At 57.3% G+C, this 12318-nt stretch carries 10 protein-coding genes and 2 tRNA genes; all 12 read right to left on the bottom strand.

Features of this window, described 5'->3' with window-relative positions:
• Window positions 1-508: 508 nt before the first annotated feature.
• The 12 genes from DW151_RS09845 to DW151_RS09790 all read right to left on the bottom strand — a co-directional run bounded on the left by DW151_RS09845 (window position 509) and on the right by DW151_RS09790 (window position 12217).
• A tRNA-Lys gene (locus DW151_RS09845) sits at window positions 509-584 on the bottom strand.
• Between the two features lie 28 nt (window positions 585-612).
• Window positions 613-1893 (bottom strand): aminopeptidase, encoded by a 1281-nt coding sequence (locus DW151_RS09840; protein ID WP_118335640.1) that lies wholly within the window; start codon window positions 1891-1893, stop codon window positions 613-615.
• 89 nt (window positions 1894-1982) lie between these two features.
• Window positions 1983-2558 (bottom strand): hypothetical protein, encoded by a 576-nt coding sequence (locus tag DW151_RS09835; protein ID WP_117646130.1) that lies wholly within the window; start codon window positions 2556-2558, stop codon window positions 1983-1985.
• Window positions 2559-3437, bottom strand: coding sequence for a phosphoribosylaminoimidazolesuccinocarboxamide synthase (locus tag DW151_RS09830; protein ID WP_035136481.1), 879 nt, complete (start codon window positions 3435-3437; stop codon window positions 2559-2561). It lies immediately after the preceding gene.
• A 118-nt stretch (window positions 3438-3555) separates the two neighbouring features.
• Window positions 3556-5121: a cell wall metabolism sensor histidine kinase WalK gene (locus DW151_RS09825; RefSeq protein ID WP_117877336.1), complete on the bottom strand. Its 1566-nt coding sequence runs from the start codon at window positions 5119-5121 to the stop codon at window positions 3556-3558.
• Between the two features lie 11 nt (window positions 5122-5132).
• Window positions 5133-5855 (bottom strand): response regulator transcription factor, encoded by a 723-nt coding sequence (locus tag DW151_RS09820; RefSeq protein ID WP_006236208.1) that lies wholly within the window; start codon window positions 5853-5855, stop codon window positions 5133-5135.
• A 153-nt stretch (window positions 5856-6008) separates the two neighbouring features.
• The gene (locus tag DW151_RS09815) at window positions 6009-7220 is read right to left on the bottom strand and encodes a twin-arginine translocation signal domain-containing protein (RefSeq protein ID WP_117877334.1); all 1212 of its coding nucleotides are present in this window, start codon (window positions 7218-7220) and stop codon (window positions 6009-6011) included.
• Entirely contained in the window at window positions 7220-7483 is a 264-nt protein-coding gene (locus DW151_RS09810; protein WP_089572560.1) for a TIGR03905 family TSCPD domain-containing protein, read from the bottom strand. The genes DW151_RS09815 and DW151_RS09810 overlap by 1 nt, the downstream gene beginning before the upstream one ends.
• A 113-nt stretch (window positions 7484-7596) precedes the next feature.
• Complete coding sequence (locus DW151_RS09805) at window positions 7597-9396, bottom strand: GGDEF domain-containing protein (protein WP_117647833.1); 1800 nt, start codon at window positions 9394-9396, stop codon at window positions 7597-7599.
• Window positions 9393-10229 carry an ABC transporter substrate-binding protein gene (locus DW151_RS09800; RefSeq protein ID WP_158551316.1) on the bottom strand — a complete coding sequence of 279 codons (837 nt, stop codon included), beginning with the start codon at window positions 10227-10229 and terminating at the stop codon, window positions 9393-9395. The genes DW151_RS09805 and DW151_RS09800 overlap by 4 nt, the downstream gene beginning before the upstream one ends.
• Before the next feature lie 141 nt (window positions 10230-10370).
• Window positions 10371-11717: an adenylosuccinate lyase gene (gene purB, locus DW151_RS09795; RefSeq protein WP_118335638.1), complete on the bottom strand. Its 1347-nt coding sequence runs from the start codon at window positions 11715-11717 to the stop codon at window positions 10371-10373.
• A 425-nt stretch (window positions 11718-12142) separates the two neighbouring features.
• Window positions 12143-12217, bottom strand: a tRNA-Gly gene (locus tag DW151_RS09790).
• Window positions 12218-12318 lie beyond the last annotated feature (101 nt).

Below are 12318 nucleotides of genomic sequence, written 5' to 3'. Positions count from 1 at the left end.
AGATATATTGCCAGACCGGAGGGGCGCCGGGGGCGGGAATCGCGCACTCCATATTTTGTTCACAAATGAATAGGTCCCTCAGTCGCATCACTGAGGTTAAAACTGAAGCATTGGCTTCTGATATTGGCGATGACCAGCTGGTTTATAGGTGTTAAGGCATCGGTCATCTCTGGAGCGCCACTTTACTCCAAAAGCATCAGCTATTTGTTTCCCGTCGGTAAAAGGCAGGTTTTGTTCGCCAAGCGTTGTTATATATAGAGAAGTTCGGGTTCGAACCCGTGGCGCGGCAACAAAAAAGCGGCCGGCATCCGCCAGTCGCTTTTCTATTCTATGGTGGGCCGTCAGTGGTCCAGCCTGCTCCGCAGGCGGCCGCTGCGGCGCTTTCGCGCCTTGCGCGCTGCGCTGGCAAACGCTCTCGCGTTTACTCAGCTCCGCGCCCCGACGGGTTCGAACCCGTGTACCGGCAACAAAAAAGCGGCCGGCATCCGCCAGTCGCTTTTCTTTTCTATGGTGGGCCGTCAGGGGTTCGAACCCTGGACCTTGGGATTAAAAGTCCCCTGCTCTGCCAGCTGAGCTAACGGCCCGCGGGTGGCATTGTACCACGGTCTGGGACTATTCCCAACTCCATTGGCCGTTCTGGAAAATCACAACTTCACGTCCATCAGGCGTAATGCCCGTAATATCGATGTCGTCCGTGCCGATCATAAAGTCGACATGCGTGCTCGATACGTTAACGCCATGCTCCAGGAGCTCCTCCTTGGACATGTCATACCCGCCCTCGATGCACTCGGGGAAGCCGACACCCAGCGCAAGGTGGCAGCTGGCGTTCTCGTCATAGAGCGTATCGTAGAACAGAACGCCACTTTCGCGGATCGGCGTGTTCTTGGAAATGAGCGCGACCTCGCCCAGATGAGCGGCACCATCGTCGGTGTCAATAATGCTCGCAAGCGTCGCCTTGCCCACGCGGGCATCGTAGTCCACTACGCGGCCGGCCTCGAACTTAATCCAAAAATCGTCGACCTTGTTACCGTGGTGAATGAGCGGCATGGCCGAGTACACGATACCGTCGGCGCGCATACGATCAGGCGAGGTGAAGACTTCCTCGGTGGGAATGTTGGGGAAGAAGGGGTGCCCATCGGGCGTCTTGCCCTTGCCGCCGGCCCACTCGTGACCCTTCGTCATGCCAATCGTCAGATCGGTTCCATTTTCCGCGGTGTAATGCAGGCGGTCAAAACGATTGTCGTTCAGGAAACGCAGGTTCTTTTCGAACGCCGCGTCATGAAGCTCCCAGTCGCTCTCCGGGTCCTGGCCATCGGCACGAGCGGTGTGCAGAATCGCATTCCACAGCTTATAGATTGCAACCTCATCGGCGTCTCCCGGGAACACCTCGTGCGCCCAAGCCACGACCGGAGCGCCGGCGATGCACCACGGGTTGATGTTGTAGTCCAGTCCACGGCGGAAGACCTTGCACTGCGTATTCCTTGCCTTGGAAGCCGCGGCGGGCTTTGCGGGATCGATACCCTTGAGAGCCGCAGGGTCCGCACCCTCGATAAAGATAAAGCAGGCACCGTCCTGGGCCAGGGAATCCAACTGCAAGCGCTTCCACTCGGGCGTCTGCTCAAAATAGCTTTTATCGACATGCTCGTACGTGAGCCTCGTCACGGCATCATCGGCCCAAATAACCGTCACGTGGCCAGCGCCGGCTTCATAAGCCTCCGCGACCACCACGCGGGCAAAGGATGCGCACTCGACCGGAGACTGAACGACAACCTCCTGGCCGGGTTTGACGTTTACGCCCTTGCGGACAACCAGGCGCGCATAGTTTTTAATCTTGGGCTCCAGGGCCTTCATGCCCTCCAGAGCCTCTTCGACCGTCAGGGCAGCTCGAATCATGTGCCACTCCATCTATCTATAGAACAGTAAAAAGGCGCGCCGCAAAAACGACGCGCCTTATATCTTAGCGATAAGTATGAATGCAAACGCTACTTCTTCTTGGAGTCCTTCTTGTCCTCCTCGGCAGCTGCGCGCTCGATAAGAGCGTTGAGCTTGTTCTCGGACATGCCCTCGGCCTGCGCGCGATACATGTTACGCAAGGGACGAATACGAGCGAAGTCGTAGATAAAGTCACCCAGGATGATGACATAGGACAAAACGATGCCGACCATCTGAACAGGACTGGACACCGTGCCGCCGGGAGCGAAGTAGAGCGAAGCCCCGATTGCCACGACGAGCACCATGCCGATAGCGAGCACAGCCCACCAAATACGGCGGCGCTTGGTGTAGTCCTCATCCTGCTTGAGAAGGATATTCGACACCGTGTAGATGCGGTCCTCCTTGGCGCGCTGCTTAGCCTTGCGGGCGCGCTTCTCCTCTTTAGAGAGGCCCTCGAGGTTCTCGCCCTTCTCGAGCTCTTTGCGGCGTGCCTTAGACGAAGCCGGCACGACGCGGACAGAGCTCGCTGCCTGACGGGCAGGCTTAGCAGATGCGGCGGACTTGCGCGCAACCCCGGTAACCTCGTGGGATTGCGTGCGCTTGTTCGTGGCGCTACGGGTACTCACTTATGCGTTCTCCTTCATGCTTGTGAACTGGGAGCCCGTGATGATCTGGAAGGCCTCGCGATAGCGCTCGGACGTGCCATCGATGACCTCGGCGGGCAGGTGCGGGGTCTCCCCCGTCATATCCCAGTTGGCCTTGAGCCAATTGCGGACGAATTGTTTGTCGTAGCTGGGCTGGATCTTGCCCTCCTCGTAGCTGGCAGCAGGCCAGAAACGGCTGGAATCGGGCGTGAGGCACTCGTCGATCAGCGTGACCTTGCCATCGATGACACCAAACTCGAACTTGGTGTCGGCGATGATGATGCCTCGAGTCGCGGCGTACTCGGCAGCGGCCTTGTAGATCTTGAGGGAAAGGTCGCGAATCTGCGTGGCGATGTCCTCGCCCACGATCTCGCAGCAACGCTCGAACGAGATGTTCTCGTCGTGGTCACCGATCTCGGCCTTCGTGGACGGCGTGAACAGCGGCTCAGGAAGCTTGGAAGCCTCGGTCAGGCCCTCAGGCAGCTGGATGCCGCAGACGGTGCCGTTCTCGTCGTAGGTCTTCTTGCCCGAACCGGTCAGATAGCCGCGGACGATGCACTCGATAGGAATCGTCTGGGCCTTCTTAACCAGCATGGCGCGGCCGGCGAGGTAGTCACGATACTCAGCAAACTCCTCAGGGAAATCCGCCGGGTCGATGGAAACGAGGTGGTTGGGAACGATGTCGGCAAACTTATCGAACCAGAATGCCGAGATGCGGTTGAGCACCTCTCCCTTAAACGGAATCTCGTCGGGAAGAATGAAGTCGAACGCAGAAATGCGGTCGGTGGCGACCATCAGCAGGTTTTCACCGGCATCGTAGATATCACGAACCTTGCCACGGGAATCCGGACGACGCTCCATCGTTGTCACGTGAGTCACTCCTTACCAAAATACGACAGTAATGCGGGTTCTTTCCCGCACGTTTTCGCAAACTCGGAGCGGCAGGGACGAAACCCCTCCTTCACCGAATAGCGAAAAGCTAGTGCTCCATTGTAGTAGATGCCGCGTCCGCCGTGTGCTCGCGAGGCAGATGAATTGTAAAAGTCGTACCCTTTCCAAGCTCCGACTCCACGGATATGTAGCCGTGATGGCGCTCGACGATCTGTTTAGTCACGGCGAGGCCCACGCCCAGACCGCCCGCCTCACGGGCACGGCTGGCATCGGCGCGCCAAAAACGGCCGAAGATGCGCGACAAGTCATCCTTGGCAATACCGATGCCGGTATCAGAAACGGCGATGCTGACGTGTTTGCGGTCACTGAGCACCGACACCACGACCCAACCGCCCTCGGGGGTGTAGCGCATGGCGTTGCTCATGAGATTGATGACGCATTGTGTGATCATGTCGGGATCGGCTTCGACGACATCGTCGTGACCTTGGGTCTCGTCAGCAAAGCGCAAGCGCAGATCGCGGTCGACAAACAGGCGCTCCTGGGCATTGACGATGGAACGCACGAAAGGAACCATGTCCACCGGCTCAAGGTTGAGCGGAGCCGTGCTGTTTTCCATGCGCGATAGATCGAGCATCTGCTGCACCAGACGAGCCAGGCGACGCGTCTCGGAAGCAACGGTCTCCAAATGCTCATCGTCGGTGGGATACACGCCATCCTGCATGGCCTCGACCGTTGCGAGCATGGCCATAAGCGGCGTACGAAGCTCGTGTGCAACGTCTGAGGTCAGGCGCTTCTCGTGTTTCATATCCTTCTCGAGCGAAGTGGCCATCTCATCGAAGGTCTCACCCAGCTGATCGATCTCGTCATCACCGCGCAGTCCCGTGCGAGCCGACAGGTCGCCGTCACGGATTTGCTTTGCGGTACTGGTAATACGATGAATCGGCTTGGTGAGCATGCGCGACACGAGCGATCCGATAACGACCGAAATGCAGATTGCAACAACTGCGGCGAGGGCCATGGCGTTAAAGGTCTTCTCCCTAAACGCAGAGTCCGCCTTGGTGAGCAGAGCGTCGGAGCCGATGGCCCACAGCTTTACCTGTCCGACATGTTCGCCGGAAGACGTTACAATCTCGACGTTAGCAACGCTATCGGAGTCGGTTGGAGCAGACGAGACCGGGCTATGCGATGCTTTTTTACCGCTCGAGCTGCTCGACGCCGATTCGCTCTCGCGCACATCGGCGGTCGCGCTTGCCGAAGGCCATGAGTCGTCATAGACGACAACGCCCTTCTTGTTGACGACCTGCATACTCAGGTCGTCGGATACCAAACTCGATGTCGCGACCGTGCGCAGCTCGCCCGCAGTCCAGTTGCCGTTTTCCTCATACGACGTCGCAAGCTTTTCGGCAGCAGAATTGGCGATCTCGACGATATTGGAGCGCGTGTAATCCGAAAAGACCGTGCCCCACACAACAGAGACCACGCCCACCAGCACCAATACCGTCATGAGCGATGTCAGAGCAAAAGCAAGTGCCATGCGCGAGGGATAGCTCATCGTTGGCCGTGAATCGGAACGAGGCGTGTTCCAACTAGCCTTGGAACCCGCCTCGCTCTCCTGCTTGTGCTTTTGTCCGATTTCAAAGCGCGCAGGTGTCATATGTGATTTCCCTATTTCTCGTCCGACTTATCGGTCTTGGCCGGAGCCTCGAAGCGATAGCCGACACCGTGGACGGTGTAGAGCCACTTGGGCTTCTTGGGATCATCGCCCAGCTTGGCGCGAAGGTTCTTCACGTGGCTATCGATGGTGCGCTCATAGCCCTCAAAGTCGTAGCCGAGCACCTTCTCGACCAGCTCCATGCGGTTGTAGACGCGACCGGGGTGACGGGCAAGCGTGGTGAGCAGCTTAAACTCGGAAGCCGTCAGGTCGACTTCCTTGCCCTCGACCAAAATCTTGTGGCCCGAGATATCGATGACCAGATCGCCGAAGTCGAGTACCTCGACGGCTGGCTCGTCGGCCTGATGGGCACGGCGGAACAAGGCGCGTACGCGCGCGACAAGCTCGCGCGGCGAGAACGGCTTAATCAGATAGTCGTCGGCGCCGAGCTCAAGACCGATAATACGGTCCTCGATCTCGCCCTTGGCAGTCAGCATGATGATGGGGACATCCGAGGTATCGCGAATGGTGCGGCAAACGCGCTCGCCGGGGATCTTGGGGAGCATAAGGTCGAGCACGACCAGGTCAAACTGATGCTTCTCGAACTCCTCGATCGCGGACTGGCCGTCGCCGACACCCACAACCCAGTAGCCTTCGCGCTCGAGATAGGCAGCGACGGCGTCACGGATTGCCTTCTCATCCTCGACCAGCAGAATCTTTTTTGCATCTGAAGCCATAACACGGCCCCCCTGTCTCAATCAGCTAAGAACAAGCCCATTTTAACGCACCTGAGCCCGCCGGATGCCACTATGACGCGGCAGCTCGGCGGGCGGTACTCACAATTACAACGCGTTTATTCCCCTGTTGGCGCCTTTTTAACCCCTCTAAGCTTAAAGAGAGAATAGGCGTGCGGTGACCGTCTCGGGTATACCCTGGCTGTTGCGCACCGTGGCGTACGTAAGGAATGAGTCCGATTTTCCCGCCGTAGCTGGATAATCGCCATATTCCAAAGCGCGGTCGGGCGACAACAGCGAGCCATAGGTCTTGGCAGAGGTGTCGATGAGAAAATGCGATGCCTGTACCTTAACGAGATATTTATTCTTCTTGCCGGCAGCACATGCGAGCGGCTCGCGGGACAGAAAGAGGTATGGCCCTCCCTCATTACCGATATACGTGCCCATGTTGCCCAGGCTGCCCACGCCACTATAGGTCGCCTCGATAGAAAACACGAAGGTATCGCCCATATATACGGCCTCGAAAGGCGAGACTGACGAGGGAAGGACTAGCTGGGCACGTTTGGTGTTGTTGCCATCGGTCAGATCGATTGCCGTTATGCCGTAGTAGACGCCTTCGTCGTTGCGGACACGCGGCGAGATGGTCAAAATGCCGTCACTCGCGCGCGGGGCCGATGCAAAACGGCCCATCGATTTCCAAACTACCTCGGCCTTGGATTCATCAAGCGAGCGACGATAGCAAAACGAATCACTACTCGTTTTATTGCCGCCTGCCGAAGGCATTTTATACCAGATGACCGATGACCCGAACGCCGTAAACAGGGGCGGATCATAGTCCTTGCCACCTCGATCGAGCTCAGCCACGTCGCCAGAGAGCGAAGCGCCCGACAGATTTTGAGCGTAGAGCTTCCACGATGAGTTGGCAAAGTTCATCTCAACCCACGCAAACACGCCATCGCCGGCACGGACATCGTAAAAAGCATATCCCGTGCCCTCGATAGGATCCTCGATTAATGTGGTAAGCGAGCCATCGCCCAGGTTGAGCACACCAAGCGTATTGGCATGCAGGGCAGAAGCAGGCGCCATCATCGCGGCGGCGTAGTCGCCATCGCAGTAGTACAGCAGCGTGCCCAGCGGCAGCGTCCACGAGGCCGCGGGCTCAAGATCGATATCGACAGCTTCGTACTCATCAGTGATCGAGACAATCTTCGAATCGTCCTTGATAACCTGTGGCTCGCCAGCGGCGTCATCGCTGGTACCCGTTTTCTTTGAGCATCCGGCAAGCACCGTGGCAGCGCCCGCGGCAGCCCCTCCGAGCACAAAGCCGCGGCGCGATATTCCGTTCTTGATCTGGTCGGCGATACTCATTAGGCGATCTCGGCGCGAGCGGCCTCGATAGCGCGCGTAAGCTGATCGGCGCAAGAGGTCTTTTTCATACCGCAGGTATTACCGGCGAGAACCTCGATTACGCGATCGGCAGGAGCACCCTCGACTAACTTGGAGATTGCCTTGAGATTGCCGTCACAGCCGCCGGTAAACTCAACGCCCAGCACCTTGCTGCCATCGTCAGAGAGATTGAGGTGAATATTGCGAGAGCATACACCCTGCGGCTTGTAGTCAAAACTAATCATTGAGATCCCCTCTCAGAAAGAAATTTCAGACGTCTATTATCCCCGCCTGGGCCGACTTATTATCGCAAGCACCGATTCAACATCCTACGATGCATGGACTCGCGGGGGCAAGATTAGCAGTCCGCACCCTGTGCGTGGACCGTGCGCTTCTCCCGATACATATTGTGGTCGGCGACACGATATACATCGGCCAGCGTATTTCCAGCCGTCTCGACGGTCGCCACGCCAATCGATGCGCTGACCGTCAGGGCCTCATCGCTTACCGCGGCAAGACCGAGACGAAGATCCTGTTCCAGCCCGAGCGCAGACTCGTTGTCAGTATGGGGGCAAACCAGCAAAAACTCGTCGCCGCCAAGGCGCATCGGCAGATAATCCGCACCAGCCACCCGCCGCAGCACGGACGCCGTCCGTCGCAGCAGTTCATCCCCCATCTCGTGACCATAGATGTCGTTGGTCCGCTTGAGATAATTGCAGTCCAACATAATCACGCTCACGGGCAAGTCCTCGTTTACCAGGCTATCTCCGCGCGATTCAAGATAGTTGCGGTTGCGAAGCCCCGTCAGTTTGTCTTGATATGACAGCTCCTCGGCATGCTTGACCATCGATATGTTGTGCGTCGCCACGACGACCGACTCCAGCCGGCCTTGCTCATCGCGATGCTGGGGGACAACCTGTAGCGAGTACCAAGCGCCTCGACAATCTCGCACCTCGGCAGCCAAGTACGGTACGCCCTCCATACGTTCACGAAGCGAACTTATATCTACGAGTCCCACAACCGCTTCGCGGCTTTCGGGGCTCACGATATCCCGGCAGACCGTGTCCATAAAGTCATATGCCTCGCTGTGCTCGGCAAATATCTTCGCTATCGCCGGCGACATATTGATCCCCTCGATCTCGAGGGTGTCGAGATGCAAAAGAAAGGTCGAATCGTAGATGGCGCTTATGGCATTGATAATGCCGAGCTGTTTATCCTTTTCGACCAAATTGCGGTGGTCAACGATATTTCGAGCCAACAGCACCACAACCCAAAACGCAAGACACACCAAGACGCCGACGGCGACAAATGAAATCCTGTCAGACATGACCTCAGATTTGGGATATAGCGCAAACAGGCGGTAGTCCTTATATGCCGCACGCACGGCATACCATTCGTCTCCTCGATATTCGATGCGCGTCAGGCCGTCGTCTTTCCACTCAACTCCTACGCTGGTGAGGAGTCGGGCGAGCGACACGTCAGCATCGGCACTGTTGGATGAGACAATCTCCGCATCCTCCATAACAAGCACCGTGGGACCCTGGTGGAAGGTACTGTTCGAAAGCACGTCGGCTATGGCATATGAATAGTCGTCCGCCGTATCGGAAACAAGTGAGCGGTATGCCAGGGCAACGCCGTCGCCATACGGAACAGCACAGACGGCAAAAACGACACCACGGCGCTCATCGACAGTTGAGTAGGTCACTTTGGAACCTTGATACATCGATGCGACCGGCGAACAGGCCAACTCATCTCGCCACAACATGAGCGGATCGCGACCATCGATGTCGTAGTGGGCAGCCATATGGCCATCGGAGTCCATGACCATCAGCCCCGAAAGGTTCTCGGCATGGACAAATTGCTCGATAAGATCGTCGTTAACCTCAACGCGATCAGAGGACAGGAACGTCACAAACGATTCGACCGCGGCGAGCAAATCGTGCGTCGCCTCGGTTTTTCTCCCCTGTTCGTAGCGGTCATATTTTTCGCAAGCGTTCTCCAAAAACACCATGGTTTCTTGGCCAAACCCAAGCGTTTTTTCGAGGCAGCGATGGGTTCCAACCGTATACAACAGGCCTAACAAGACGGCGCTGACAATAACGCTGGCAGCTATGACGTTCAGAGTCTTTCGACTCAAGCGGTGCTCATCAGTTGTCATGAATTTCCTCCTTGCCCGCCCGTCGTCGCTCCTGTCTTGTAATTGCCCACAATACGGTCAATCGTGCCATCTCGATCCATGTCGAACAGCGCGGTATTGAGATCCTTTACGACCGATCCTTCATAGCTGTCATCAAACGCGACGCCCAGGTCAACCGTCATAACATTGTCGGCAAACACACGGTAAACGCCGGGATACTGAGCAACGAGTCGGTCAAGCGACTGGACATCCGCCATCCAGCAGTCAACGTACCCTTTGACTAGAGCGGCTTTGCAGAGTTCGGCAGAGCCATATGATTTGATTTGAACGTCCGACGAGACCCCCAAATCCCCCGCAAGCAATCGGCGTTCACTCACCGAACCCGCAATCACCGCAATGGTCTTACTTCCATCGAGATGTGCCAAGGACTTGATGCCACTCGTTTTCTTGGCGGCAACCGAGACCGTCACGGTTAGATACGGCTCGGTCCAGTAATACTTATCCTCGCGATAACAGGGAGAATAGTCACACCACAGGCAATCGATATCACCGTTTTTGAGCAGCCGGTCGCGATCGTTCCAGTCAATATCGACAAACTGTGGCTTGAGCCCCGCACGCTTGCAGGCCTCGCGGGCGATGTCGATATCGATACCGGCGTAATCGCCCGTGGTATCGACATACACATAGGGGTCGTTATCCGTAACGCCGATTTTGAGCACCGGGAGATCTCTATCGGCTTCATTCGAGGAGGAAGAACTGCTTCGAACGGTATACGTCAGGGCGCCCGCACAGACGGCAACAAGGAGTATGAGCGTAAACGAGACGATGGTGGCCCGCTTGATGCGTCTGGGCACGTGCCCCCTTTCATCGAAACAGCAGTCGGAGTTCATTTTATTACCCGGGCGCATATGCGACAGTAAAAAAAGCGCCTCGCCCAAGACGGGCAAGGCGCCAAAGGTTGAAATGCATCCGCAAGCGGTCGAATTAGGTTAACCCTACTCGAAGCTCAGCTGCTCCAGGCGATCGAAGACCGTATCGATGCGGGTGAGGAAGTCCCACGGATCAAAAATCTCGTCGAGCTTCTCCTGGCTGACGGTGCAGCGCGGATCGGCCTCGAGACGCTCCTTAAAGGTGGGGCCAGAGACACAATCCTGCACCTCGTGCCAGGTGGCCATGGCGTTCTCCTGCACAATGGCGTACGCATCCTCGCGGGTGATACCCGTATCGACGAGGGCAAGCAGGACCTTGGAGGAGAAGATGAGGCCGCGGGTCTTGTTGAGATTGGCCATCATGCGGGCCGGATACAGCTGCAGGCCGTCGATAACGCGAATGAGGCACTGGAACATATGGTCAAGCGCGATGAAGCTATCGGCCTGGGCGACACGCTCGGCGGAAGAGTGCGAAATGTCGCGCTCGTGCCACAGGGCGACGTTGTCGAAGGCGACCTGGGCGTTGGACTTCACGGCGCGCGACAGACCGCAGACCTTCTCCATGGTGATGGGGTTGCGCTTGTGCGGCATGGCGGAGCTGCCCTTTTGGCCCTTGCGGAAGGGCTCCTCGGCCTCGAGTGTATCGGTCTTCTGCAGGTTGCGGACCTCGGTCGCGATGCGCTCGCAGGTGGCCGCTGTAGTGGCAAGCACGCCGGCAAGATAGGCGTGGTGATCGCGGCTGATGACCTGCGTGGACAGCGGGTCGTGAACCAGACCCAGGTGCTCACAGACGTACTCCTCGACGAACGGCTCGATGGAGCTGTAGGTGCCGACGGCACCGGAGATGGCACCGAAGGCAACGTTCTTGCGAGCATCCTCAAGACGATCAAGGTCGCGCTTGAGTTCCCATGCCCAAGAGCCAAACTTCATGCCGAAGGTCATCGGCTCAGCGTGGATGCCATGGGTGCGTCCGGCGCAGAGCGTATTGCGCTCCTCGAAGGCGCGGCGCTTGCAGATCACGCCGAGCTTCTTGACGTCCTCGATAATCAGGTCACACGCCTGAGTAAGCTGATAGCACAGAGCAGTATCACCCAGGTCGGAGCTGGTCATACCGTAGTGAACCCAGCGACTAGGCTTGGGCTCGCCCTCGGGAACATCGGCGTCGATATATTCCTTCATGTTGGTCAGGAAGGCGATGACATCGTGGCGCGTGACCTCCTCGATCTCATCGACCTTCGCCTTCTCAAAGTTGGCATGGTCGCGGATCCACTGGGCTTCGTCTTTAGAAATGCCGATCTTGCCGAGCTCCGCCTGGGCCTCGCAGGCCAGAACCTCGATCTCCTGCCAAATGGCATACTTGTTCTCGAGGGAGAAGATATGTCCCATCTCCGGGCGGGTATAGCGATCGATCATAGCGGCTCCTTTTTGGTTATTGGCACGTTGGTCGTAACTCAACCATTGTACCGTGCGCGGGTGCGAGTATGGGCAGCAGGCATTAACCTAACATTTTGGAATTGGAGCGGGCAACGGGACGTCCGCGTATTTGCTTCGCAAATCCGCACCGGCTGCGGTCGACAAACCTGGGTCCGGGGAGACGCGGGGGCGAAACCGGTCGAATCTGTCGTTCCCGAAATCGACCTCGGCTGATGGAGCGGGCAACGGGACGTCCGCGTATTTGCTTCGCAAATCCGCACCGGCTGCGGTCGCCTATCGGCGACCTTGCCTGCTCGCTATAAACGCTTCGCGTTTATTTAACGCTCGCACCCTGTCGGGTTCGAGTCCCGGCACTTTATTGAAGAAGGCACAGTAACGAAACGTTACCGTGCCTGAAATTCGAATGGAGCGGGCAACGGGACTCGAACCCGCGAGTGTCAGCTTGGGAAGCTGATGCCTTACCACTTGGCGATGCCCGCATATGTGGGGGATAGTATAACGCGGTTGTCTTGTTCGATACAAGGGTGGCGATTCTTGTTTTCCTTGATTATCGACTTTATCCGAACACCTCCCACATTCA

Origin of the sequence: Collinsella sp. AM13-34, from assembly GCF_003473055.1 — a bacterium.
In the GTDB taxonomy this organism is placed as follows: Bacteria; Actinomycetota; Coriobacteriia; order Coriobacteriales; family Coriobacteriaceae; genus Collinsella.
The sequence above is the reverse complement of the archived record's forward strand: the minus strand, read 5'-3'. Positions and strand labels throughout refer to the sequence as shown.